The following is a 24,959-nucleotide window of genomic DNA, read 5'->3' as shown; positions in this document are numbered from 1 at the left end:
TCGCCCGCGAAGAGGCCGAAAAGCCAGATACAAAATCCCCAATAGAAAAGCGCTGCTCCGCAACACAATCTAAAAATTACCGCTCCCAGGCTCTCACATCATCCATTCACGCCTGATCTTGCTGGTTATCAGTGAAAGACAGAGCAATTCCTGCATCTAATTCGCATGATAACAGTCAGCATGGAGATGCTAGGGCACCCGCATTCTAGACGCCTTACAGAGAAACAAATCCGCTCTTTAAAGTGGCCATGGTAAAAATTCCTACAACCACATCAGAATTTTCGCCACCCTCTTCTACTTGTACATCTTGAACTTACCGCTATTATCAAAAACGTCACAATGACGCGACACCAAAATGGAGAGAACAATATGAAAACCATTAAGATGGAATGCACCAAATTGGCGAACATGGCGCACTTGGTCAAAAAAAACCAAATAAGCCTTAACCCATAAATACTGAAGAGCAGTGCCGGCCTGCCCTTCAGTTGTTAAAGGAGGGAGCATGATAAGTAAAAATTGCTTCTTTATCGCCATGAATAACTCCCTGATTTGTTGGGGTTTCAAAAACCACAAACAGTACCAGTTATCCAGAGACCACGCAAACCGGCTAATCCATCTCATTTACGAGAAAGATCACAAAGAGTTAAATGACGATCTAACCGCCGATCTGAAATGCTGCAACGTTTTCATGGACGATGCCGACGACAATTCTGACTGGGGCTGGGATGTACTCTCAAGAATATTCCATTACGGCACTAAAGACATCCCTATAGAAAATCACCCTTCAAGCGAGGAGGAGTGGGCACTGCAGTACCTTGAACACTGCAACTCCGTACTAAACAAGAATATACAGCCTGATAATTCCCGCACCAGCGAAAGCGGCATTTCACTGCCTATACCAAGAAGTACATTTGCAGTTGACAAGGCATTCAAAAACCGAGCAACCGTTAGAGACTTCCAGCGAATACCGATCTCCTTAGCTGATCTTGCCGAAATTTTACACCATACCTTAGGCTTTATTGGAAGCAGAACCATTAATTACGTCAAAGAGGAAGAAAATGAATACTCAAGACGCCGCGCCACCCCCTCAGTAGGCGGGCTGAACGCTACTGAAGGCTATGTATATGTAAACAACGTAGACAGCCTGGAAGCCGGAATTTATTACTACGACCCACGGCGACATGAGCTTCATTGGCGAAGCCCACTGCCTTGTGCCCTGGGTGATTTATTATCGGGCCATCACTTCGCCAATGACATACCCGCTGGATTGTTCTTGAGCTCCAGATTCGACAAATTGTGGTGGAAATACGAGCATTCGCGCGCCTATCGAATGGCACTAATAGAAGTTGGTCATGCCGCACAGACCTTCCAACTCGCCGCAACCGACAGAGGCATGAATACTTGGCTCACCGGCGCATTAAACGAAACGAGCATCGAGCCTCTACTCATGTTCGACAACCCAAGTGAACACGTCCTTTTTTTCGTCGCATGTGGCTATAGCAACGGAAATGCGACACCTCGTTCCTTAAGGGCTCTGATATCGTAAAGTACTGGCGCGAGACACACGCATGGAAAAAATTACAACCCGTAGCAGTACTGTATTTAAAAGCTGGCACATCACGAGTGCTGTACGCTCGCGCCCTTATGCCTACCATTTTTCCGTAGAAGATTTTACACAGTCCGAACCCGACCTGTGGTTTCCTAGGGCGTTAAGTCCAGCGTTGGCTCATGATTCGGCCAAACAGCTTTCAAAAAAAGATTTGCTAGTACTGCACGCCTACCACCTCATCCACTTCATGGACTACACGACACGACTTGAAATGGGTCACATCAATGAAACCGTGCACTGCATCATTTCTGGCGACTTAAAACATTTCTTTGATAAAGACGTGCAACTTAATGCGTTAAAACTTTATACCGACGAGGCGTATCACGCGCTTTTTTCTAAAGAAATTGCGGACCCAGTAGCGAACCATTTTTGCCTTGAACGAATAAATTCTGCGCGCATTAATAGCCTTGACCAATTATTACAAAATAGCCCCCAATCGCTCAACTGGATTACCCGCTTTTGCATCGCCTTTGTTTCTGAAACAATAATAACCAACGAACTGTACAATTTGACTCGCGATTCACTTGTCACGCCTGTGGCAAACATGCTGATTGACCACCTTCATGATGAAGGGCGCCATGCCATTTTTTTCTCAGACTGTTTCGCACAACTCTGGCATCAGCTATCAATCTCTCAGAAGGATTATCTAATTCCTACTTTACTGAAAGCGCTCCGCGCTTTCTGCCAACCCGACGAGCCATTCTTACAGTCAATTTTCAAAAAGCACCCATCCATTGCAAAAGTCATTATCAACGACATAACATCCAACTGGACGCTTCGAATACCCGCAATTTCCAAAATAACGCTTCAGGCGATTAAGCGCACCAAGCTACTTAAAGATGAGCGCTATGCGATTCAATTCAGGGCAGCAGGACTGCCAGCATGAACCAGGCCAAAACTTTAAAAAGCACCATTCTTCGCCCATTGTTACTGATTCTTTTATGCCTACTAGGCGTTTTCCCTCTGGACGTCATTCTCCCTTCATTCCCAGCGCTTGCAGAAGCCTTTCAAGTACAACCAAAGCAAATAGCTTACTCCGTAAGTTTCTTCGCCTTTGGCGTAGCGGTGGCGCAATTGGTGATTGGCCCCCTGTCAGATCGAATTGGTCGTAATCGGTTGCTACTCGGTGGATTGGCTGTATCCATTGCCGGGGCTACCGGCTGCCTACTTTCATCTGACTATGAGACCTTTATGGCATTCCGGTTGCTACAGGCTGCCGGCTGTGGAAGTCTGGTTCTGGGCCAGGCGTTGATACAGGACCTCTATAGCGGAAAGCAGCGCAACACCATGCGCATCGTAATAACGAGTGCAAGTGGTTTATTCATATCAATTTCACCGATCGCGGGCGCTGCGCTCCAACAATTATTCGGCTGGGAAGGCAGCTTTACGGCATTTATTTTGATCGCTACTTTTGTCATGTTTCTTACCTGGGTGCTATCGCATGAAGAACCTGCGTCATACAGCAGTAATGCGGGCATTCGAAGCTATCTTCCCATGCTGCGTGACACGCTCTATATAGCCTATTCCCTGCAGGCCACTTTCGCGTTCGCCTGCCATTTTGCCTTCATCGTCATTGCACCATTGGTACTGATGGATCAACTTGGCCTCACGCCGTATCAGTTTTCCGTTGTATTCATCGCCTATGGGCTGGCGTATGTCGTCGGTGGTGCAACCGCGACCTTCCTGAACAATCGCGTCAGTGTGCAGGCTCAAATTTGCACGGGATTCCTGCTTATAGGTACCGCAGGGGTCACTTTATTGATTTGGCAGTGGGCAGCAGTGCTATCGGTAGCAGGTCTCATGATACCGATGATCTTATGCACGGCAGGAACAACGATGGTACGACCCGCCTCGACTTCGCAGGCGTTGGCCCGTTATCCGCAGCAGGCAGGGGCAGCCGCGTCCCTCAGTACTACATTGCTATTTGCCGGCGGTGGACTTGCAGGCACTTTGGTCGCGTCAGCCGAACACCTACTTCCAATGAGCTTAGGAATTCTATTCTTGAGCAGCGCGCTTAGCGGTTGCCTGCTGCTTATGTGCCTCAAGGTCGATAGCACGCAGCATTGCTGACTTTTGCCGGAAAGACAGACACAAAAATGCCAGAGGCCCCGCAATCGCGAGGCCTCTGGCTTTTCTAGCTAACGCAGGGTTCAACCAAATGGCCTCAACCCCTGGCGCAAGCCGAACAGCAATAGCAGCAGGTCCTGATCCGGTTGGGTCTGGGCCTGGGATTGCTGTTTGACTTCCCGCGGCAGTGCACACTGCTCGCTCAACTCGGCCTTGCTGAACACCGTGGGCTTCGGCTCTTCCCAGGCCGCCGCCGCTACCGTGGTCACCGCCAGGCCAGCTACCAGGAACAAAGCTCGAGCGATTTCTAGTTTCATTGCTCTAACCCTTTGACAGCGCTGCCAAACGCCATCTTGTAAACATAGAGCAGCGATTGCCATTCTGCGTCGGTGAACGACGAATGGCGGCGCAATTGGCGAAGGTCATTGGCTGCCGCACGCTGGCAACTGATCCGCCGCCGGCACTTTTCCAAGTCCAGCAACGCCACTTCCACACGGGCTTGCTCGCCGTCACCAATCACCTTGACGAATACGTGCTTGCCATACAGGCAACCGTGCTGCCAATGCCCCAGGTGCATGCGCGCCAGATTATCGGCCAAGTCCTGAATCATGCGCTGGTGCACGACTTGCGGGTAGCGCTCGCGCGCGCCTTCGGCATGCCAGGTGTCCAGATCGACGAACCCATCGAGCGCCTCGCTGACCAGCAAAGCACGCCATTGATGGTCGTCATCGCGTTCGGCACCGCAAAAGACGATGCGGGGCACGCGCACCCCCAGTTGCTCGAAGCTGTTCAATGCGTCGAGCTCGCGTAGCACGGTCGGCCTGCCGAACGGATGCAGCAGGCTTCGATAGATGTGCCCGACCTGACGCTTGGCGTACAACACTTGCCCATTGGCATCGCTCAACCGCTGTACTCCACTTTCACCGCCACGCCGCTGGTTGGGCTCCTCGACCCATTCACCCTGCTGGTGCCAGTAGAAATCGAACTTCGATGCCTGACTTTGGCCGACTGCCATTAACCACTACCCCTTGCGCAATACATAGACTCGCCACATCGCATAGAACGGCAGGAAGTCCAAACGTTCCTGAATCCTGAAGCCGGCAGCTTCGAATTCATCCTCAACCGTGGTCGCCGGTAACACGAAACGGTTCTGGTAACTGTCTTTGTTCGCCTTGGCGCTACGGCGCTGCTCGAGCTTTTTCCGCCGCCACGCCTTGAAATTACCGTCCACCCACAATGACAGGATTACGCTGTCACGGCTAACCCTTTGAAATTCCGAAAGAATTGTTTTCCGGTGGGCCGCCTCGCCGATATGGTGGAACAGCCGCATGCAAAAGATGCTGTCCACGGAATTATCCGGCAGATCGATTGCAAAAGCCGAGGTCTGCAAAGGTCGTACCCGGGCTACCACTTCTGGCGGTTGCGAGGCACAGGCTGTCTCGATCATCGCCTCGGAGTTGTCGGCACCGATGATTACGCGGTTGGGCTTCTCAGCCAGCAACGGCCAGAAACGGCCTGCGCCGCAGGGTAGGTCAAGCACCAACCCTGGCTCGCCAGCCAAGGCCAGGGCGCGGCGAGCCAGTTGCTCGTCACGCTGGTGAGAAAGGCGGCGAGCCAGTCCATCCTGGTGCTTCAAGAAGTACTCTTGTGCATGTTGCTGGTCGTACTTCTCGGAAAATTCTAGTTTGATGGGGCTGCGCATGGGGCATCTCCTGACTCCAGTGCGCCCACCTTAGGTAAGGAAGCGTTGGAATCAGGTTATGCGGATGTGAAAAATACGTTAGCCGCCATGCGGGCTGTTTCTAAACATTACTCGGCTATAGCCAGATTGTTGGCTTTTTCCGCAGTCTTGCTCAGGTCCACCTGGAAGCGGCAACCGTGGGGCGAGGTCGCCGTGAGGGTAACCCTCCAGCCCTGGTCGTCGCAGATGCGCTGAACCAGCGACAGGCCCAGTCCGAGGCCCTCACCGCGACGCTCGTCCCCGCGTACGAAGGGTCGGAACATGGCCTCGCGCTGCTCTTCCGGGATCCCCACACCGCTGTCCTCCACGCTGAAGCCATTGGGTTCCAGGCTCAGGCGGATGTAACCGCTGTCGGTGTAATGGGCAGCGTTGCGCAGCAGGTTGCCCATCACCGATTGCAGGAAGGTGGCGTTGTACAACACGGAACTGGCACTGACGCGGCCATCGAAGTACAAGGTCAGGCCTTTCTGCTCGATGGTGTCCCGCCAGACGCCAATCAGGTCATCGGCCACTTCACGCAAAGTCGCCTGCGACGCCACCGCGCCCTCGTCGCGCTGGGCGCGGGCGAGCATGAGGAAGGTCTTGACCAGCTCACGCATCTCTTCGGTGGCGCGGGCAATACGCTCTACCTGGCTACGCGACCGGCTGTCGAGCGCAGGGTTTTCCATCAACAATTCACAGGAAGTGGCCAGCACCATCAGCGGGGTGCGCAGTTCATGGCTGACGTCGCTGGTGAACAGACGTTCTCGGGTCAATGCGTCACGCAGCCGGCCCAAGGTATCATCGAAGGCCACGGCCAACTGGCCGACCTCATCCGCCGCGTAATCTGGCGCCAGCGGGGGGGCAAGGCCCAGCAACTGGTCGCGGTGACGAACCTGGCGCGCCAGGCGGATCACCGGGGCCATCACCCGCCGGGCGACCAGCCAGCCAAGCACCACCGCCAGCACCAGGCTGAGCACGAAACCAACCACGACCACGGCGAACAGCACTCGCTCGCGTTCCTCGAAATCGCTCTGGTCCTGCAGCAGCACGTAACGCCGTCCGTCGACGATCTCGACCATCGCATGGTAGGACAGCTGGTCTCGGAACACCTCGTGGAAGCCCACGTCGAGGTGACGCAAGTCCTTGGGCAGTTCGAAATCGTCTCGGCCACCGCTGAAGTAGAACAGCTGGTCGGGGCGCGGCCTGTGGCTCCAGTCGCTGACACTGTCCATACGCAGCAACCGTTGCAGGTCGCCCCCGAGGACCGAGGAGATCAAACGCTCTTCCACCAGGTGCACGGTGGCGACGATGCCGAACGCGAAAGCGCCGGCCACCAGCGCACTCATCAGCGCAAAAGCGATGATGATGCGTTGGGCAAGGCTTTGCTTAAACTCCATCGCGGCCCTCGGCGAGGCGATAGCCGACGCCATGGACTGTATGCAGCAACGGCTTTTCGAAAGGCTTGTCGATGACCTGGCGCAACTGGTGGACATGGCTGCGCAGGCTGTCGCTGTCCGGGCAGTCGTCGCCCCACAAGGCTTCTTCCAGCACTTCGCGGCGCAGCACGTGCGGGCTCTTCTGCATCAGCACCGCCAACAGCTTGAGACCGACTGGGTTGAGCTTGAGCAGGCGCCCTTGGCGGGTGACTTCCAGGGTGTCGAGGTCGTAACTCAAGTCGGCGACTTGCAGGGTGCGTCGCCCGCCGCCCTGGGCCCGGCGCAGCACCGCCTCGATGCGCGCGGCCAGTTCCGACAAGGCGAAGGGTTTGAGCAGGTAGTCGTCGGCACCGGAGCGGAAGCCCTGCAGGCGGTCGTCCAGTTGGTCGCGGGCGGTGAGCATGATCACCGGGGTATCGCGCCGCGCATCTTCACGCAGGCGTTTGCACAGGGTGTAGCCATCGATGCCTGGCAGCATGATGTCGAGCACGATCAGATCGTAATGTTCGGTAGCAGCCAGATGCAGCCCGGAGAGGCCGTCCTGGGCGCAGTCGACGGTGTAGCCTTTCATGCCGAGGTAGTCGGCGAGGTTGGCGAGGATATCGCGGTTGTCTTCAACCAAAAGAATGCGCATCGAGGTCTCCTGTGCGGCGCTTTCGCTGTGCGCGGCAGGCGCAGCTTAAGGCCATCGCTGGCCTGGCGCCAGCTTTGGGAAAATATCGGCCCGGCTGACGGATTTTTCACCGTTCCTTCACGAACACAGGATAGCGGGCAGCCCAGAATGGCTGCTCTTTTGTGTGCCTGGAGTTGTCATGCAGCAAGCTACCCCTCCCCGTCCGATCAATTTCTGGTTGTACCTGGGCATTCCGTTGGCCACCGCGCTGGCGCTGATCCTGCTCGAATTGACCTCGCTCGACATGGATGTGGCCAACCTGTTCTTCGACCCGGCGGCCGGTCAGTTCATCGGCCGCCATAGCTATCTGCTGGAAAACATTCTGCATGACAGGGTCAAGCAGGGTGTGATCCTGCTAGGTGTACTGGCGCTGGTGACCTTCGCCTTGAGTTTCTTCTGGAAGCGGCTTTTCGGCTGGCGCCGTGAGTTGGGCTGTCTGGTGCTGGCGCTGGGCCTTTCCACGGCGTTCGTCACGCCACTGAAAAAAGTGACCCAGGTGCAGTGCCCATGGAGCCTGACCCAGTTTGGCGGCAAGGAAACCTACAGCAAGCTGCTGGAAACGCGACCGGCCACCGACAAGCCTGGGCTGTGCTGGCCCGGTGGCCACGCCGCGACTGGTTTCTGCCTGTTCGGCCTGTTCTTCATGCTGCGCGACCGTCGCCCTCGCCTGGCTCGGGTGGCCTTGGCGGTGGCCTTCGTCGCCGGGTCGGTGCTGTCGATTGGCCGGATGATGCAAGGTGCGCACTTCCTGTCGCACAACGTGTGGACAGCCGTGTTCTGCTGGCTGATCGGCTTGGGATCGTATTACCTGGTCCTGTACCGACGGGGGATGGCAGTGGTGCCCGCGGTCGCACCGAAAACCGTGTAGGGAGCCGGCGTGCCGGCGATAGCCGCCACGCCGCTTGCGAACGCCCATGAAAAAGCCCCGACTCTCGCGAGCCGGGGCTTTTTCATGGTGCAGGGGGTAAGGCTGGCTTACATCATGCCGCCCATGCCACCCATGCCGCCCATGTCAGGCATGCCAGCAGCTGGCTTGTCTTCCGGCAGGTCAGCAACCATGGCTTCGGTGGTGATCATCAGACCGCCGATCGAAGCTGCAGCTTGCAGAGCCGAACGGGTGACCTTGGCTGGGTCCAGGATACCCATCTCGATCATGTCGCCGTATTCGCCAGTAGCAGCGTTGTAGCCGTAGTTGCCCGAACCTTGCTTAACCTTGTCAGCGACAACGCTTGGCTCGTCGCCGGCGTTGGCAGTGATCTGGCGCAGCGGCGCTTCGACCGAACGGCGCAGCAGCGCGATACCGACGTTCTGGTCTTCGTTGTCGCCCTTGAGGTCGGCAACGGCTTGCAGGGCGCGAACCAGCGCAACACCACCGCCAGGCACTACGCCTTCTTCGACGGCTGCACGGGTAGCGTGCAGGGCGTCTTCGACGCGGGCTTTCTTCTCTTTCATTTCAACTTCGGTGCCAGCACCGACCTTGATCACGGCAACACCGCCAGCCAGTTTGGCCAGACGCTCTTGCAGCTTCTCACGGTCGTAGTCCGAAGAGGTTTCTTCGATCTGGGCACGGATCTGCTTGACGCGTGCTTCGATGTCAGCGTCGGCGCCAGCGCCGTCGATGATGGTGGTGTTTTCCTTGGACAGGATGACGCGCTTGGCGTTACCCAGGTGCTCCAGGGTAGTGGTTTCCAGGGTCAGACCGATTTCTTCGGAGATGACCTGGCCGCCAGTCAGGGTGGCGATGTCCTGCAGCATGGCCTTGCGGCGGTCGCCGAAGCCAGGTGCCTTGACCGCAGCAACCTTGACGATACCGCGCATGTTGTTGACCACCAGGGTAGCCAGGGCTTCGCCTTCGACGTCTTCGGCAACGATCAGCAGAGGACGGCCGGCCTTGGCAACGGCTTCCAGAACTGGCAGCAGCTCGCGGATGTTGGAGATCTTCTTGTCGACCAGCAGCAGCAGCGGGCCTTCCAGCTCGGCAACCATGGTGTCTGGCTTGTTGACGAAGTACGGCGACAGGTAGCCACGGTCGAACTGCATGCCTTCTACGACGGACAGTTCGTTTTCCAGGCCCGAGCCTTCTTCAACGGTGATCACGCCTTCTTTGCCGACTTTTTCCATGGCTTCGGCGATGATTTCACCGATCGAGGTGTCGGAGTTGGCGGAGATGGTACCTACCTGGGCGATGGCCTTGGAGTCAGCGCATGGCTTGGACAGGTTCTTCAGCTCGGCGACGATGGCAGCGGTGGCCTTGTCGATGCCGCGCTTGAGGTCCATCGGGTTCATGCCGGCAGCGACGGCCTTCAGGCCTTCGTTGACGATGGCCTGAGCCAGAACGGTGGCGGTGGTGGTGCCGTCACCGGCAGCGTCGTTGGCCTTGGAAGCCACTTCTTTGACCAACTGGGCGCCCATGTTTTCGAAGGCGTCTTTCAGTTCGATTTCCTTGGCAACCGAAACACCGTCTTTGGTGATGGTCGGAGCGCCGAAGCTCTTGGCCAGGACAACGTTACGGCCTTTCGGGCCCAGGGTCGCTTTTACCGCGTCAGCCAGAACGTTGACGCCAACCAGCATTTTCTTACGGGCGGAATCGCCGAATTTTACGTCTTTAGCAGCCATGATCGTTTAATCCTTGAAATTCTTTGGAGTAACGGGAAGTCGGGGAAATTAGCCTTCAACGACGGCGAGGATTTCGTTCTCGCTCATCACCAGCAGGTCTTCGCCATCGACTTTCACGGTGTTGCTGCCCGAGTAAGGGCCGAAAACCACTTTGTCACCCACTTTGACGGCCAGTGCACGTACTTCGCCGTTGTCCAGGATGCGACCGGTGCCCACGGCGACAACTTCGCCGCGGTTTGGTTTTTCAGCGGCCGAACCCGGCAGGACGATACCGCCAGCGGTTTTCGATTCTTCTTCGCTGCGACGGATGACTACGCGGTCATGCAGAGGACGAAGCTTCATTGTCGATCTCTCCCAAATTGTGGTTTTCATCGGCCGGTGTCGACACCGGCGGGTTGATACGATCCGGCGTAGCCGGGAGTGGCCCGCTTGGAGCGAACCACCTGTGTAATGTCTGGTGTCACCACCAGAAACCTTGCGGTGACCACATACATGAGGCCGTCATATTCAATTACAAGGTTTGCCATGGAAAATTTTTTATCAGACCACCAGGTGACCCAGAAACCGGCGCCGCTGCGGTGCCCCTTTCACGACACAAGGCCGCTCCTGCGGACGATTGCCGGAGCGGCCCTGGTGTCGTGAAGGGGGCCAACAGCGACCCTGGATCTTATTTGTCGCGGCGCTCGTACTCACCCTCGATCACATTGGGGCGATGGCCTGCATCGTTGGGTCGAGCCTGGAACGGGTCATCCTGGAAGGCTCGCTGGCGCATGGCCTGGGCCTCGGCCCGCTCGCGCATCTTGCGCGCGGCCAGGTGGCGGGTGAAAGGCAGAAGGCACAAAAGGCCCAGCACGTCGCTGATGAAGCCAGGCAGCAACAGCAGGCCACCACCGACGGCCAGCATCAGGCCCTGGAACATGTCCTCAGCGGGCAGTTCGCCGCGCTGCAGGCTTTCACGGGCACGCAAGGCGGTGGCCAGACCGGCCACGCGAATGACCAGCACACCCAGTGCAGAACCGGCGATGATCAACAGCAACGCCGGGAAGAAACCGATCGCCGCGCTGACCTTGACGAAGACGAACAGCTCCAGCACGGGAAAAATCAGAAACAGCAGTAGAAAAGCACGCATCAAGTGTTCCTCGACGGAAGACAATCTCCCAGTAAGAACCTCAAATGGATGCGTTTGCTCGCCTTTTCAACCCTCGATTTCTGTCGCGACCGGCCATTGGTCGGCGCGGGCCAGCAACACCAAGGCTTCGCGGACTTGTGTCGGGGTGTTGCAAGTGCTGGGGAAAGGCAACCAGTGAACACCCTGCCCGATGCGCAAGTGCATGCCTTCGCTGTCGATGCCGACCATTTCCGGCGTCGCGCTGCGCGGCAGGCCGCTGAGCTCGACATAGTGGGCGATGGCGTTGGCATGATCGCTGTTCATGTGCGCGATCATGCTGGCCTCGGCCTTGCCCACGAACGGGTTGGCCAGGGTTATCTGGTCCAGCCAATGGATGGCGCCGAAGCCGCCGATGTAGCGATGGCGCACAGGCTGCAACACCCAGAAGTCGAAATCGTGGGCTTTATGGTAATTGGCGGCTTCGGGGAAGTAGCGGTAGTAGCGCTCGGCCGCAGCCTCGATCTCGGCCTCAGCCACCAGCTTGTGGGCCTGGGCCATGACCGTCAGGCGCCCAACGGCCTGCACGTCCTCGGCATCGCGTTCACCGACCAGCAGCGAGCACTTGGGGTCTTTCTGCAGGTTGTGGGTGTGCTGGGCGATGCGACTGATGAGGATCAACGGATTGCCCTGGGCGTCCAGGCAGTACGGTACCACCGAGCCAAAGGGATAGCCCGGCATGGACTTGGAATGGGTCGAGAGCACGCCGCGGTATTCCTTGAGCAGCAGTTCGCGGGCGGGACGAATGGCGTTGGTACTCACGAAGGGCACTCCTGGCGGTGATAGGGATGGGGACAAGATAAGCACTATCGAAGCCGGGTGCCACAATCAGGCGAAGGAACGCCGCAGCCTACCAGGCGACGCCGAAGCCTGCGGTGTAGCGGGTCTTGTCCAGGTCACTTTCACGCGTGCCGCTGATGACGTCCTTTTCCGCCTTGAGGTTGAGCGAGGCCCATTCGGTCACCTTGTAACGAAGCCCCAGTTCGGCATCCAGCGAGTAGTTGGCCACGCCCCCCAGGGGCTTGCCGATCTCACCGTTGGTGAACAACTCGACCCGCTTGCCGATCAGGTAGCGGTTGTAGTCCCACTTCACCGTCGTGGAATAGAAGTTGTCCTTGCCGCCGTCGCGGTATTCGAAATCGGTGCGGTTGACCAGGGTGCTCAAGGAGAATGCACCCAACTCGTCGTCCCAGAACTGGTAACCCGGGCCCGTACCCACGGTCCGCTGGCGAGCCAGGTCTTCGATATGGTCGCGTTTGTATTCCAAACGCCCCTTCCAGAACCACTTCTCGGTGATGAAGCGGTCCAGTGCGTATTCGGCACTCCAGTTGTTGGTGGTGGTGACGTCGTCCTTGGTCTCGCGGTTGTACTCGCCTTCGGCATTGTGCCGCCAACGCCCATGGCGACCGGTGGTCTTGAAGCTGACGTCATAATCGTCGCTGTCGGACTCAGCGCGCTTGTAGTCCATGGCGACGTCGATGTTGCCTTTCCACAGAAGGTCCTCGACCACCGGCTTGGGCTTCATGATCTGCTCGATGCTGGCCAGGTCGACGGTCTTGGGTGCTTCGCCATTGGCCAGGGTGACCTTGCCAGGCTCGGCAGCCTTGAGCGACTTGGCCTTTTCACCGGTGTAGGCGTCTTGCTTGACCAGCAGCTCCTGATCACTTTCGAGGGTCTGGACCTGTTTCCAGTCCAGGGCAATGGAGCCGCCGTATGGCGTTTCGAGCAGCAGCTTGCCGCCGTCGAACACCTTGATCTTGCCACTGAGCCGGTCGCCGTTCTTCATCCACACGGTATCGGCGAACGCAGGAGCGGCGCACAGGGAAACGGCAAGCAGGCACAACACGAATCTAGAATGCATAAGCGGACTATGGGTTCGATTTGACGAAAAAAGCCGGGCATTATCCAGATACCCACGACCAGAGCAAGGACAGACACAGACCATGCCGATGAGTTCAACTCTCATTTACCCCGACCACTCATCCGGTTTCATCCGTAGCGCAGGGCAGCCCTGATGTCTGGCGAAAACGCGCCTGTCCAAGACAGCCCAGACGCCCGACGAACGGCACTCTATTCGGTGCTGGGACAGGTGCCTGCCGGCAAGGTCGTAAGCTACGGCCAACTGGCCGAGCTGGCAGGACTGGGACGCGCAGCGCGTTGGGTCGGACGCACATTGGGGCAACTGCCCGCCGACACTCGCCTGCCATGGCACCGTGTCTTGGGTTCGGGCGGCCGCCTGAGCCTGGCGCTGGGCACGCCTTCGGGCGATGAACAGCGCGCCCGACTGCGCGCGGAAGGTGTGAATGTGACCAATAATCGTGTGGATATGACGCGCCATGGCTGGCGCCCGATGGAGCACAGCGGTTAGAGTGCGCGCTTTGTTTTCGCAATTTTGAGGCAGATGTTGGCCCATGCCCCGTAAAACCTGGCGCGCTGCGCTCGCTGCCTATGCCAGCCCGTCAACCTTGGTGCTTTTGCTGCTCGGCTTCGCCGCCGGTCTGCCCTACATGCTGGTGTTCTCGACGCTGTCGGTGTGGTTGCGCGAAGCGGGTGTGGCCCGCGAGACCATTGGTTACGCCAGCCTGATCGGCCTGGCCTATGCCTTCAAGTGGGTCTGGTCGCCGCTGCTCGACCAATGGCGCCTGCCGTTGCTCGGTGGCCTTGGCCGCCGCCGCTCATGGCTGTTGCTGTCGCAGAGCCTGGTGGTCATCGGCCTGGTGGGCATGAGCCTGTGCGACCCACAGCAGCACCTGTCGTGGCTGATTGCACTGGCGGTGCTGGTGGCATTCGCCTCCGCCACCCAGGACATCGCCGTCGACGCCTATCGTCTGGAAATCGCCGACGACCAACGTCAGGCTGCCCTGGCCGCCAGCTACATGGCGGGTTACCGCGTCGCAGCGCTGCTGGCCACCGCGGGCGCGCTGTTCTTCGCCGAATGGTTCGGCTCCACGGGCTTCAGCTACCTGCACAAGGCCTGGGCTGGGACCTACATTCTGTTCGGCGTGATGATGCTTCCGGCAGTGTTCACCACCCTGGTGATGCGCGAACCTCCAGTCCCCCTGCGCACCCAGCTGTCTGCGGCACGCTACGGGCTGGTTCACCAGCTGGCGTCGGTGTTCGTGCTGATCATCCTGCTGGTGTCGGTACCCGCCAGTTTCACCCAGCTGTTCAACACCGACTGGGCTAGCGTGATCTTCGGTGATGCCACCCCGCTCGACCTGCTGCTGGAAGACCGTGCCTTCCTGCGCCTGATTCTCTACGTGCTGCTGACCTGGGCCTGCCTGTCGTCCCTGGGCCGCCGAGGCCTGGCGCCAGTGCTCACGCCGGTCAACGACTTCATCGCCCGTTATCGCTGGCAGGCCCTGTTGCTGCTTGGCCTGATCGCAACCTACCGCATGTCGGACACGGTCATGGGGGTGATGGCCAACGTGTTCTACATCGACATGGGCTTCACAAAGGACCAGATCGCCAGTGTCAGCAAGATCTTCGGCCTGATCATGACCCTGGTGGGCGCGGGGATCGGCGGCTTGCTGATCGTGCGATTCGGCATCCTGCCGATCCTGTTCATCGGTGGCGTGGCCTCGGCGGCAACCAACATCCTGTTCCTGATGCTGGCGGACATGGGGCCGAACCTCGAAATGCTGGTGGTCACCATCTCGCTGGACAACTTCAGCTCCGGCATGGCGACTTCGGCATTCGTCGCCTACCTGTCGAGCCTGACCAACCTCAAGTTCTCGGCCACCCAGTACGCCCTGCTGAGCTCGATCATGCTGTTGCTGCCACGCCTGATTGGCGGGTATTCCGGCGTGATGGTGGAGAAGTTCGGCTACCACGACTTCTTCCTGATCACTGCCTTGCTTGGGGTGCCGACGCTGATTCTGATCGCGCTGCAGTGGCATCAGGAAGTGGGGCGTGGCAAGCAGGTGCCGGCGGAGAATTCAGCGGCCGAACGGCCCTGAGGCGGGTACCGATTCAACGGATCCTATCGCCGGCAAGCCGGCTCCTGCCGGTGACCACCTGGCTGGCGATAGGGGCATGAGTATTACTGAGCGACCGCCCCTTCCCCAGGCCGTCCACCCACCACGAACCACAGCGGCCAAAGCGCCAGCGCCCCGGCTGCACCCGCGGCCAGGGCAAAGTGCAGCAGGCTGGCGCCCGCCCCGATCATCGCCAATACCGCCCCGCCCAGTCCCAGTAAAGCGATGGTGATCATCCCCAGCATCGCCGACACCAGCCCTTTGCTCTGCTCGCTGGCGAACAACGTCATGCGATACAGCACCGCATTGGCCACCCCCAGCCCCAGCGCATACAAGGACATGCCTGCGACCACGCTGGTCACGGTAGGCCAGTACCAGGTCGCCACGGCCATCAGGCACAGACCGGCCAGGTAAGGCCATAGCGCACCCCGCACCAGTGCTGGCAGCGGGTAGCGGTCGGCGATGCGGTTGATGATCAGGTTACCCAGGATCAAACCGCCAAACACCGGCAACTGCCACAGGGCATACGCCATCGTGCTCAGCCCTTCGTCGTGGATCAGCAACACCGGCGACAGGCCAATCCAGCCGATCAGAGGCAGGCCGACAAGGCCAAGCGCGGCACTACCAGCGACGAAGCGGCGGTTACTCAGTAGTTGGGCGTAGCCCGCCAGCAACGGCAGCAAGTGGATCGGCGTGAACGCCAGGCGCGAGCCATCGCGACGCTCGACGCCCAGGGTTTCCGGCATCAACCGGTGCAACAGCACCCACGTCAGCACCGCACCAACCGCGAAGGCGACGAACAGGTAACGCCAGTCCAGCCATTGCAACAGCAGCGTGCCCACCAGCGGGCCGAGCAATGGCGACAGCAGGGCGATATTGGCCAACAGGGCCATCATCCGCACCGCATCCGCTTCGCTAAAGGCTTCGTTCAGGGCTGGATAACTGACCGTGACCACGAAGCCAAGGCCGATGCCCTGCAACAGGCGTAGCAGGTTGAACAGGCCAATGTCGTTCACCCAGAAGGTCGCCAGGCAAGCCACGCCGAAGAAGGCGCAACCGGCCAACAGCAGGGGGCGACGCCCGTAGCGGTCGGCCAATGGACCGATCAGCCACTGCAGGACCACACCACCGAGCAGGTAGAGGTTCAGGGCGTGAGGTATGTATTCGGGGCTGGCGTTCAAATGATCGACCACCACCGGCATGGCAGGCATGACCGCATCGCTGGCCAGGTAAGTCAGCAGCTCGAACAGGGCAAGGGTCAGGCCGAACAGCAGGGCCCTGAGGGGGGTGATGTACAACAATGGCTTCATGGTGGGTATCGGGTGGAAATAGCTTGGGCCAGCCTATATGCCAGAAACGGCGAGCTTTGGCTGTGAACAAGTGTAACGGTGGAAAAACAGAAACCGCCCCGCAGGTAGCAGCCATACGCTGTACCCGTCGGAGCGGCCTCGTGTCGCGAGTGGGCTGCACAGCAGCCCCTTGCACTGGTAGCTTACGACGCCACCGTCTCCTGCACCACGCGAATGACGCGCTGCGGGAACGGAATGTCGATACCCTCAGCCTTCAACCGGTCACGGGCATGCTCGTTGAGCATGAACATCACGTCCCAGTAATCGGCGGTCTTGGTCCACAGACGCAGGGACACCGTGATCGAGCTGTCACCCAGCGTCGCAACTACCGCCTGCGGCGCAGGGTCGGGCAGCACGCGAGGGTCTTGCGCCAGCTCCAGCAGCACATTACGCGCCTTCTGCAGGTCGGCCTCGTAGTCCACGCCGACATCGAACACCACCTTGCGGGTAGGCTGACGGTTGGTGTTGGTGATGATGCCATTGGACAGGCTGCCGTTGGGCATGATCACGGTCTTGTTGTCACCGGTACGCAGCACGGTGTGGAAGATCTGGATGCTGTCGACGGTGCCACTGACACCCTGAGCTTCGATCCAGTCGCCAATTCGGAATGGGCGGAACATCAGAATCAGCACGCCGCCGGCGAAGTTCGCCAGGCTACCTTGCAAGGCCAGGCCAATGGCCAGGCCAGCGGCACCGATAGCCGCAACGAACGAGGTGGTCTCGATGCCGATCATCGACGCCACGCTGACGACCAGCAGCACCTTGAGTACGATGTTGGCCAAGGTGCTGATGAAGCTTTGCAGCGCCACATCGGCCCGCAGCCCCACCAGTTTGCCCAGCCGCGCACTGAGCTTGTTGATCAACCACCAGCCGATGGCCAGGGTCAACAGCGCCAGCAAGAGGCGGCTGCCGTACTCCATGATCAAGGGAATCCAGGTCTGCGATTGGCGGACCAGCTGATCGACTTCAGCGTTCAAATCCATATTCATCTCCTGATGCCGAGCGGCAATTGCACAGTAAAACGGTCCGCGGAGCGTTCAGCGGCCGCAGGAACCGGTGGACATCAATACGCCACCAAGGTTCCTGCGCCGGACAGATCAATCGCGGAAGTTGTTGAACTGCAGCGGCATGTCGAATTCCTTGGTGCGCAGCAGGGCGATCGCTTCCTGCAGGTCGTCACGCTTCTTGCCGGTGACGCGTACCTGCTCGCCCTGGATGGCAGCCTGGACCTTCAGCTTGCCGTCCTTGATGGTAGCGACGATCTTCTTGGCCAAGTCTTTGTCGATACCTTCGCGGAACTTGGTTTCCTGCTTCATTTCCTTGCCCGAAGGATAGGCGTCCTTCACTTCCAGGCACTTTACGTCGATCTTGCGCTTGACCAGGGCCAGGCGCAGGATCTCGACCATCGCCTCAAGCTGGAACTCGGCTTCGGCGGTCAAAAGCACGGTCTGCTCCTTTTCCTTGAACTCGAAGCTGCCCTTGCCCTTGAGGTCGTAGCGACGGTCCAATTCCTTGATGGCGTTGTCGACAGCGTTCTGCACTTCGTGCTTGTCCAGTTCCGATACCACGTCGAACGAAGGCATGTTGTTCTCCAAAATAAAAGCGCGCTCGGCGTGAAGATGGAGCGCGCGGGGTTTGACGGTTAAAATGCGAGCTCATTATAACGGGTTGCGAAACGCAGATGAGCAGCACCTGGCATATTCTCGGCGCCGGCAGCCTCGGCAGCCTGTGGGCCTGCCGCCTGGCACGGGCAGGCAAGGCAGTACGGTTGATCCTGCGCGATGAGCGTCGCCTGAAGGCTTATCAGCAAGCCGGAGGGCTGACCCTGCTCGAGCAGGACCTCTCGAACCGTTACGCGATACCCGCCGAAACCGCTGCGGCCCACGGGCCGATCCACCGCCTGCTGGTCGCCTGCAAGGCGTATGACGCCGCGCCAGCCGTCGCTCACCTGGCGCCCAGGCTGGCCGAAGGCGCAGAAATCGTGCTGCTGCAAAATGGCCTGGGTAGCCAGGATGAGGTGGCCGACCAGGTCCCCCATGCCCGGTGCATCTTCGCCTCGAGCACCGAAGGCGCGTTCCGTGAGGATGATTGGCGGGTCCGCTTTGCCGGCCATGGTTTCAACTGGCTGGGCGACCCGGTCAACCCCAGCACGCCGGAATGGTTCGATGACCTGCATGAGGCGGGGATTCCCGCCGAATGGACGGTGGATATCCTTACCCGGCTGTGGCGCAAACTCGCGCTGAACTGCGCCATCAACCCGCTGACCGTGCTGCATGATTGTCACAACGGCGGGTTGCTGGGGCATCTACCGGAAGTCGACGCCGTTTGCGCCGAGCTGGGCGCGCTGCTGTGCCATTGCGGTCAGCCCCAGGCAGCGGAAAACCTCGATGAAGAAGTACAGCGGGTGATCCTCGCCACCGCCGCCAACTACTCTTCCATGTATCAGGATGTGCGGGCCGGCCGACGTACCGAGGTGCATTACCTGCTCGGCCATGCATGCCGGGTCGCCACCCGTCATGGCGTAGCCCTGCCGCAGCTGGAACAGTTGCACCAGCGCCTGGTCGATAACCTGCAGGCCCGCGGCTTGCCCAGCGCCTGACGCTGGCCATTGAACCCGATACGGACATTGCCTTGCCCATGACCCTGCGCCAACGCCTGGAAAACCTCCCGGTAGGTCAGAAACTGCTGGCTGCCCTGCTGGTACTGCTGGTCACCATTTTGCTGGTGGCCAACCTGACGTTCATCAGCGCCGCCTACTGGATCACCCAGGAGAGCATGGCGCCCCAGGCACTGCAGACCATCGGCCGGCTGGTGGCCAACCCCCAGCTGTCGACCCGCGCGGGCGATAGCCCGGAGTCGGCCAGCGCCCTGCTCAAGGAACTGGACAGCTACACCCCTCTGCGCGCCGCCGCGATCTACGGCGGTGACGGCCGCATGCTCGCGCAGCTCCAGCATGGCGACCCACTGACCTTGCCCAAGCGCTACCGCAATATCGACGGTTGGCGGCTGATGGAGTTTCGCAGTACGCAACTGATCCGCATCCCCCGGGACGCCAGTCCGCCAGCCCACCTGCTGCTGGTGGCCAGCAGCGAGCTACCGACCGCTTTCTACACCGGCACGCTCAGCGCCAGCCTGGCCATCCTGATATTCAGTATCCTGTTGTGGGTGGTCATCGCCAGACAGATCAAGCGGCTGATCACACAGCCGATCAACCAGCTCGAGGAACTCAGCCGCCAGGTCACCCGCGAAGAGAGCTACGCCCTGCGTGCCAAGCGTGGCAACGAGGACGAGATCGGCAGTCTGGCCGAAGCCTTTAACACCATGTTGTCGCGCATCGAGGCGCGAGAGCAGCAACTCAAGCGCGCCCGAGATGAATTCCAGACGGCCTATGACCAGGCCCAGGGTCTTGCCGAGGAAACCCGCCACACCAACCGTAAACTGGAACTGGAAGTTCAGGTACGCAGCAAGATCGAGAAAAAGCTCACCGGCTTCCAGAACTACCTCAACAGCATCATTGACTCGATGCCATCGGCCCTGATCGCCCTGGACGAGCAGCTCTACGTCACCCAATGGAACCATGAGGCCACGGTGCTCTCCGGCACGCCCCTGGACGAAGCGCTGAACCAGCCGATCTTCATCGCCTTCGAGCCGCTCAAGCCCTTCCTGCCGCAGCTCAAGGAAAGCGTCGAGAAGCACCGCGTAGCCAAGATAGAGCGGGTCACCTGGCCCAAGGGGGACGACCTGCGCCATTACGCGTTGACGTTCTACCCGTTGATGGGCGGCGGCGGCCGCGGCGTGGTGATCCGCATCGACGACATCACTCAACGCCTGTCACTGGAAGAAATGATGGTGCAGTCGGAGAAGATGCTGTCGGTCGGCGGCCTGGCCGCAGGCATGGCCCATGAGATCAACAACCCGTTGGGCGCCATCTTGCACAACGTGCAGAACATCCGACGGCGCCTGTCGCCAGAGCTGCCCCGTAACCAGGAGCAAGCCAGCGAGCTGGGCATCGACCTGTCCAACGTCAATCGCTATCTGGAGAGCCGCGACGTTCCTCAGTTACTCGACGGCATCCAGCAGGCCGGCACGCGTGCGGCGAAGATCGTTACCCACATGCTCAGCTTCAGTCGCCGCAGCAATCGGCAACTGGCGCCGTGCGACCTGCCCGCCTTGATCGATCAGGCAGTGGACATCGCCAGCAACGACTTCGACCTCACCATCGGTTTCGACTTCAAAGGACAAGCCATCGTCCGCCAGTTCGACCCTGAGCTGGGGCCGGTCCCTTGCACCGCCAACGAGCTCGAACAGGTACTGCTCAACCTGCTGAAGAACGCCGCCCAGGCGATTCACCAGCGCCCGCAACCTTGCGAACCCGGACGCATCACGCTGCGTACCCGGCTCAATCCGCCTTGGGCGGAAATCCAAGTGGAAGACAACGGCATCGGCATGCCCGAAACAGTGCGCAAGCGCATGTTCGAGCCCTTCTTCACCACCAAGGAAGTGGGCCAGGGTACAGGCCTTGGGTTGTCGGTCTCTTATTTCATCATCACCAACAACCACAAAGGGCAGATGGAGGTGCAGTCCACGCCGGGCCAAGGCACCTGCTTCACTCTGCGCCTGCCCCTCGGCCAGCCGACCACGGCGGCGCCAGGCACAACGGAGGCATGACATGGGCTACCGCCTTTCAAAGATCTACACACGCACCGGCGACAAAGGCGAAACCGGCCTGGGCGACGGTCGTCGCGTCCCCAAGGACCATCCACGGATCGAGGCGATCGGCGAAGTGGACAGTCTTAACAGCCAGCTTGGGCTACTGCTGGCCGGCCTGGCCGAACAAGGGCTGGATGAAGTGAGCGAGGTGCTTGCGCCGTGCCAGCATCGGTTGTTCGACCTGGGTGGCGAGCTGGCAATGCCAAGTTACCAGGCGCTGGACCAGGCCGAGGTGGAGCGACTGGAAGCCGCCATCGACGTGTGGAACGAAGAGCTGGGGCCGTTGAAGAATTTCATTCTGCCCAGCGGCTCTGCTCTGGTGGCCCAGGCCCATGTGTGTCGGAGCCTGGCCCGCACTGCGGAACGCCGGTGTCAGCAGTTGAACGCCGTAGAACCGCTCGAAGGCGTGGGCCTGGCCTACATCAACCGGCTTTCCGATCTGCTGTTCGTGGCGGCCCGCATCATTGGGCGCCGCCAAGGAATCGCTGAGGTCTTGTGGCAGCCTACAGGGAAGACGCCAGACTGACGGTGGACCTTGTGTCGCGCAAGGGCCGCTCAGCGGCCCCGCCGTTCAGACCTCAGGCCAGAAGGCCCGGATCCCCGCAACGCCCTGTGCCCCGACGTCCCAGGCACGCTCGCGCTCACTGGGTCCAACCCCACCCAGCAAGAATACCGGTTGGTTGAAACCGGCAATCATCTGCCGCGCCGCATCCCAGCCCAGTGGCGCCGCCTCTGGATGGGTCTGGGTCGGCTGAACCGGCGACAGGGTGACGAAGTCCACGCCCATCCGTTCGGCCAACGCCAGTTCCTCTGCATTATGGCAGGACGCCGCCAGCCAACGCGCCGTCGGGAACGGTCGGCCCTTGGCCGCATACTTACGCAACTGCGCGGCGGTGAGGTGCCAACCAGCCGCGGGGAAGTCGCCCAGCCACTCCAGCGGCCCCTTGAGCATCAGTTGCGCCTTGCCAGCACAAAGGCCAACCGCGTCCACCGCCACATCCCGGTACTTGGGGTCGTACATGTCCGGTGCCCGCAGCTGGATCAGACGGATACCCGAGGCGACGGCCTTCTGGATGCCCTTGAGCATCTCGGGTACCTCAAGCCCGTCCGGGGTAATCAGATACTGATCCGGCAACCGCGCGGCAGCGACGATCGGCTTGTTGGCTTCCGGGAACGCGTACTGCCCAAGATCACGCGGGGCTACCCAGGCCAGCGGCTGCCCTTCGGCACCATGAGGTTCGCCGGTGAAGGCGTCGACTTCATGGACATCCAGCAACACCTGCTTGTCCGGGTAGTCATGGCTGACCTTGATCAGCGGTCGCGAACGGGTCACCTCGATGCCCAACTCCTCGCGCAACTCGCGGACCAGCGCCGACTCGACGCCTTCGCCCTCCTCCACCTTGCCCCCAGGGAACTCCCACAGGCCACCCTGATGCTGGCTATCGGCACGCCGGGCGATAAGGATCCGGCCGTCACCACCGCGAATGACCGCTGCTACGACATGAATCCGTTTCACCCTTCACGCTCCGCGAGTCCTGCTTTCTGCCAGGCCTGGAAGGCCGGCCACTGGTAGAGGGTTTCGATGTAGGCCGCCGCATGCGCCGGCACATCGACTCGATAGGTACGCAGGCGTACGGCGACCGGCGCGAAGAAGGCATCGGCCAGGGTCGGCTTGCCGAACAGGAACGGGCCACTGTCCTTGGCCACCAGGCGGCACTCCGACCACAACGCGACGATACGATCGATGTCCACTTGCACCTCCAGCGGGATGCTCTCCAGGGCGGCGTCTCGGGACAAGTCGAAAGGCATGGCACTGCGCAAGGCGGTGAACCCGCTGTGCATCTGAGCGCAGGCCGAGCGGGCCTGCGCACGCGCTGCGATATCTGCAGGCCATAGCTGGGCAGCGGGGTGGCGTTCGTTGAGGTATTCGGCAATCGCCAGGGAATCGGCGATCACGCCGTGCTCGGTCTTGAGCAATGGCACCTTGCCGGTAGCGGAGTACTGAAGGATGCGCTGGCGGGTGTCTGGCTGGTTGAGTTTGATCAGCGTTTCTTCATAGTCCGCGCCAGCCAGCTCGAGGGCCAGGGCGCCACGTAGCGACCACGAAGAATAGCGTTTGTCGCCGATGATCAGGTGATAGCTCATGGGTCGGCTCCATTGAATGCGGGTGAGTGGCGGCTGCCTGGCAGGCTATCGCCGCGGTTCGGCACCACGGCAAGCCGGCTCCTGTGGACATTGCACCTGCAGGAGCTGACTTACCGGCGAACAGGACCTTGTATCAGGTACGGTATTCGGCGTTGATCTTCACGTACTCGTGGGACAGGTCGGTGGTCCAGATGGTTTCGCTGCACTGGCCACGGCCCAGCTCGATGCGAATGGTGATTTCCTCCTGGGCCATCACCTTGGCACCCTGGTCTTCGGTGTAACTTGGGCTGCGGCCGCCTTTGCTGGCAATGCAGACGTTGTCCAGGTACACGTCGATCAGGCTGACATCCAGTTCCGGCACACCGGCGCGGCCCACTGCAGCCAGAATACGGCCCCAGTTCGGGTCGGACGCGAACAGCGCGGTCTTGATCAGCGGCGAGTGGGCCACGGCGTAACCGACGTCCAGACACTCCTGGTGGTTGCCGCCGCCATTGACCTGAACGGTGACGAACTTGGTAGCGCCTTCGCCATCACGGACGATGGCCTGAGCCACTTCCATGCACACCTCGAACACCGCCTTTTTCAGGGCTTCGAACAGCGCACCGCTGGCTTGGGTGACCTCCGGCAGGTTGGCCTTGCCGGTGGCGATGAGCATGCAGCAATCGTTGGTCGAGGTGTCGCCGTCGATGGTGATGCGGTTGAACGACTTGTTGGCGCCATCGAGCATCAGGTCCTTGAGCACCGCCGGTGCGACCTTGGCGTCGGTGGCGATATAACCGAGCATGGTGGCCATGTTCGGACGGATCATGCCCGCGCCCTTGCTGATGCCGGTCACGGTGACGGTCACGCCATCGTGCTGGAACTGACGGCTGGCGCCTTTGGGCAGGGTGTCGGTGGTCATGATGCCGGTGGCGGCTTCAGCCCAGTTGTTTTCCGACAGGTTGTCCAGGGCGGCCTGCAGGGCGCCTTCGATCTTCTCTACCGGCAGCGGCTCACCGATGACACCGGTAGAGAACGGCAGTACCGATTCGGCAGGTACGCCGGCCAGTTCCGCCAGCTTGGCGCAGGTACGCTCGGCAGCGGCCAGACCAGGAGCGCCGGTACCGGCGTTGGCGTTGCCGGTGTTGGTCAGCAAGTAGCGCACGGTGCCCTGCACACGCTGCTTGGACAGGATCACCGGCGCTGCGCAGAAGGCATTGAGGGTGAACACACCTGCGACGCTGGAGCCTTCGGCACAGCGCATGACCACCACATCCTTGCGCCCGGGACGCTTGATGCCCGCGGATGCAATACCGAGTTCGAAACCCGGAACCGGGTGCAAGGTGGGCAAAGGACCAAGACCAACAGCCATTAGAGCGCTCCTAGAAATAGGGTTTGAGAACAATGTGTAGAGCGGGGCCGCTTGGCGCCCCCTTCGTGACACAAAGCCGCTCCCACCGGATACCACGCCGCCGATGAGCTGGGCGCAGTACCTGTGGGAGCGGCCTTG

At 60.0% G+C, this 24,959-nt stretch carries 25 protein-coding genes; 9 read left to right on the top strand and 16 right to left on the bottom strand.

Features of this window, described 5'->3' with window-relative positions; genetic code table 11:
- Positions 1 to 502: 502 nt before the first annotated feature.
- The 3 genes from P3R38_RS04635 to P3R38_RS04625 are packed head-to-tail and all read left to right on the top strand — an operon-like array spanning position 503 to position 3,679.
- Complete coding sequence (locus tag P3R38_RS04635) at positions 503 to 1,546, top strand: SagB/ThcOx family dehydrogenase (RefSeq protein ID WP_277686867.1); 1,044 nt, start codon at positions 503 to 505, stop codon at positions 1,544 to 1,546.
- Between the two features lie 22 nt (positions 1,547 to 1,568).
- On the top strand, positions 1,569 to 2,495 hold the full coding sequence (locus P3R38_RS04630; protein ID WP_277686866.1) for a diiron oxygenase: 927 nt from the start codon (positions 1,569 to 1,571) through the stop codon (positions 2,493 to 2,495).
- Positions 2,492 to 3,679 (top strand): Bcr/CflA family efflux MFS transporter, encoded by a 1,188-nt coding sequence (locus P3R38_RS04625; RefSeq protein WP_023378862.1) that lies wholly within the window; start codon positions 2,492 to 2,494, stop codon positions 3,677 to 3,679. Before P3R38_RS04630 ends, P3R38_RS04625 begins: the two co-directional genes overlap by 4 nt.
- 80 nt (positions 3,680 to 3,759) lie before the next feature.
- Here the strand turns inward: P3R38_RS04625 and P3R38_RS04620 are convergent, their stop codons facing one another.
- The 5 genes from P3R38_RS04620 to colR all read right to left on the bottom strand — a co-directional run bounded on the left by P3R38_RS04620 (position 3,760) and on the right by colR (position 7,469).
- A complete protein-coding gene (locus P3R38_RS04620) occupies positions 3,760 to 3,993 on the bottom strand; it encodes a hypothetical protein (protein ID WP_023378861.1) in 234 nt (77 codons plus the stop codon).
- Positions 3,990 to 4,691 (bottom strand): lipopolysaccharide kinase InaA family protein, encoded by a 702-nt coding sequence (locus P3R38_RS04615; protein WP_023378860.1) that lies wholly within the window; start codon positions 4,689 to 4,691, stop codon positions 3,990 to 3,992. Before P3R38_RS04615 ends, P3R38_RS04620 begins: the two co-directional genes overlap by 4 nt.
- Positions 4,692 to 4,697: 6 nt before the next feature.
- Positions 4,698 to 5,378, bottom strand: coding sequence for a class I SAM-dependent methyltransferase (locus P3R38_RS04610; protein ID WP_023378859.1), 681 nt, complete (start codon positions 5,376 to 5,378; stop codon positions 4,698 to 4,700).
- A gap of 107 nt (positions 5,379 to 5,485) precedes the next feature.
- On the bottom strand, positions 5,486 to 6,796 hold the full coding sequence (locus P3R38_RS04605; RefSeq protein WP_023378858.1) for a HAMP domain-containing sensor histidine kinase: 1,311 nt from the start codon (positions 6,794 to 6,796) through the stop codon (positions 5,486 to 5,488).
- Entirely contained in the window at positions 6,786 to 7,469 is a 684-nt protein-coding gene (gene colR / locus P3R38_RS04600) for a two-component system response regulator ColR (protein ID WP_003255215.1), read from the bottom strand. The genes P3R38_RS04605 and colR overlap by 11 nt, the downstream gene beginning before the upstream one ends.
- A 178-nt stretch (positions 7,470 to 7,647) precedes the next feature.
- Here colR and P3R38_RS04595 point away from each other — a divergent pair, with 178 nt between their 5' ends.
- The gene (locus P3R38_RS04595) at positions 7,648 to 8,376 is read left to right on the top strand and encodes a phosphatase PAP2 family protein (RefSeq protein ID WP_023378857.1); all 729 of its coding nucleotides are present in this window, start codon (positions 7,648 to 7,650) and stop codon (positions 8,374 to 8,376) included.
- Positions 8,377 to 8,483: 107 nt separating this feature from the next.
- Here the strand turns inward: P3R38_RS04595 and groL are convergent, their stop codons facing one another.
- From groL to P3R38_RS04570, 5 genes are all read right to left on the bottom strand, one after another.
- Positions 8,484 to 10,124, bottom strand: coding sequence for a chaperonin GroEL (gene groL / locus P3R38_RS04590; protein WP_023378856.1), 1,641 nt, complete (start codon positions 10,122 to 10,124; stop codon positions 8,484 to 8,486).
- A 48-nt stretch (positions 10,125 to 10,172) separates the two neighbouring features.
- Complete coding sequence (locus P3R38_RS04585; protein WP_009395550.1) at positions 10,173 to 10,466, bottom strand: co-chaperone GroES; 294 nt, start codon at positions 10,464 to 10,466, stop codon at positions 10,173 to 10,175.
- Positions 10,467 to 10,791: 325 nt separating this feature from the next.
- On the bottom strand, positions 10,792 to 11,253 hold the full coding sequence (locus P3R38_RS04580; protein WP_023378855.1) for an FxsA family protein: 462 nt from the start codon (positions 11,251 to 11,253) through the stop codon (positions 10,792 to 10,794).
- Positions 11,254 to 11,319: 66 nt separating this feature from the next.
- A complete protein-coding gene (locus tag P3R38_RS04575) occupies positions 11,320 to 12,051 on the bottom strand; it encodes a DUF2470 domain-containing protein (protein WP_023378854.1) in 732 nt (243 codons plus the stop codon).
- A gap of 88 nt (positions 12,052 to 12,139) precedes the next feature.
- On the bottom strand, positions 12,140 to 13,150 hold the full coding sequence (locus P3R38_RS04570; protein WP_023378853.1) for a DUF481 domain-containing protein: 1,011 nt from the start codon (positions 13,148 to 13,150) through the stop codon (positions 12,140 to 12,142).
- A gap of 153 nt (positions 13,151 to 13,303) precedes the next feature.
- Here P3R38_RS04570 and P3R38_RS04565 point away from each other — a divergent pair, with 153 nt between their 5' ends.
- Both P3R38_RS04565 and P3R38_RS04560 read left to right on the top strand, forming a co-directional pair.
- Complete coding sequence (locus P3R38_RS04565) at positions 13,304 to 13,657, top strand: MGMT family protein (RefSeq protein ID WP_023378852.1); 354 nt, start codon at positions 13,304 to 13,306, stop codon at positions 13,655 to 13,657.
- A gap of 43 nt (positions 13,658 to 13,700) precedes the next feature.
- Positions 13,701 to 15,248: an AmpG family muropeptide MFS transporter gene (locus tag P3R38_RS04560; protein WP_023378851.1), complete on the top strand. Its 1,548-nt coding sequence runs from the start codon at positions 13,701 to 13,703 to the stop codon at positions 15,246 to 15,248.
- Between the two features lie 83 nt (positions 15,249 to 15,331).
- Here the strand turns inward: P3R38_RS04560 and P3R38_RS04555 are convergent, their stop codons facing one another.
- The 3 genes from P3R38_RS04555 to P3R38_RS04545 all read right to left on the bottom strand — a co-directional run bounded on the left by P3R38_RS04555 (position 15,332) and on the right by P3R38_RS04545 (position 18,198).
- Positions 15,332 to 16,576, bottom strand: coding sequence for an MFS transporter (locus tag P3R38_RS04555; RefSeq protein ID WP_027908089.1), 1,245 nt, complete (start codon positions 16,574 to 16,576; stop codon positions 15,332 to 15,334).
- Between the two features lie 182 nt (positions 16,577 to 16,758).
- The gene (locus P3R38_RS04550; protein ID WP_023378849.1) at positions 16,759 to 17,598 is read right to left on the bottom strand and encodes a mechanosensitive ion channel family protein; all 840 of its coding nucleotides are present in this window, start codon (positions 17,596 to 17,598) and stop codon (positions 16,759 to 16,761) included.
- A gap of 114 nt (positions 17,599 to 17,712) precedes the next feature.
- Complete coding sequence (locus P3R38_RS04545; protein WP_023378848.1) at positions 17,713 to 18,198, bottom strand: YajQ family cyclic di-GMP-binding protein; 486 nt, start codon at positions 18,196 to 18,198, stop codon at positions 17,713 to 17,715.
- 98 nt (positions 18,199 to 18,296) lie between these two features.
- Between P3R38_RS04545 and P3R38_RS04540 the strand changes: the two genes are divergently transcribed.
- The 3 genes from P3R38_RS04540 to P3R38_RS04530 are packed head-to-tail and all read left to right on the top strand — an operon-like array spanning position 18,297 to position 21,851.
- On the top strand, positions 18,297 to 19,214 hold the full coding sequence (locus P3R38_RS04540) for a putative 2-dehydropantoate 2-reductase (RefSeq protein ID WP_023378847.1): 918 nt from the start codon (positions 18,297 to 18,299) through the stop codon (positions 19,212 to 19,214).
- Positions 19,215 to 19,252: 38 nt separating this feature from the next.
- Positions 19,253 to 21,283, top strand: coding sequence for an ATP-binding protein (locus P3R38_RS04535; protein ID WP_023378846.1), 2,031 nt, complete (start codon positions 19,253 to 19,255; stop codon positions 21,281 to 21,283).
- 1 nt (position 21,284) lies between these two features.
- Positions 21,285 to 21,851 (top strand): cob(I)yrinic acid a,c-diamide adenosyltransferase, encoded by a 567-nt coding sequence (locus P3R38_RS04530; protein ID WP_023378845.1) that lies wholly within the window; start codon positions 21,285 to 21,287, stop codon positions 21,849 to 21,851.
- Between the two features lie 45 nt (positions 21,852 to 21,896).
- Here the strand turns inward: P3R38_RS04530 and P3R38_RS04525 are convergent, their stop codons facing one another.
- The 3 genes from P3R38_RS04525 to argJ form a co-directional block, all read right to left on the bottom strand.
- A complete protein-coding gene (locus P3R38_RS04525) occupies positions 21,897 to 22,841 on the bottom strand; it encodes a Nudix family hydrolase (protein WP_023378844.1) in 945 nt (314 codons plus the stop codon).
- Entirely contained in the window at positions 22,838 to 23,470 is a 633-nt protein-coding gene (locus P3R38_RS04520) for a glutathione S-transferase family protein (protein ID WP_023378843.1), read from the bottom strand. Before P3R38_RS04520 ends, P3R38_RS04525 begins: the two co-directional genes overlap by 4 nt.
- A 133-nt stretch (positions 23,471 to 23,603) precedes the next feature.
- Positions 23,604 to 24,821, bottom strand: a complete 1,218-nt coding sequence (argJ, locus tag P3R38_RS04515; RefSeq protein WP_023378842.1) for a bifunctional glutamate N-acetyltransferase/amino-acid acetyltransferase ArgJ — start codon at positions 24,819 to 24,821, stop codon at positions 23,604 to 23,606.
- Positions 24,822 to 24,959 lie beyond the last annotated feature (138 nt).

Origin of the sequence: Pseudomonas sp. NyZ480 (genome assembly GCF_029537255.1) — a bacterium.
GTDB classification, from domain to species: domain Bacteria; phylum Pseudomonadota; class Gammaproteobacteria; order Pseudomonadales; family Pseudomonadaceae; genus Aquipseudomonas; species Aquipseudomonas taiwanensis.
The sequence above is the reverse complement of the archived record's forward strand: the minus strand, read 5'-3'. Positions and strand labels throughout refer to the sequence as shown.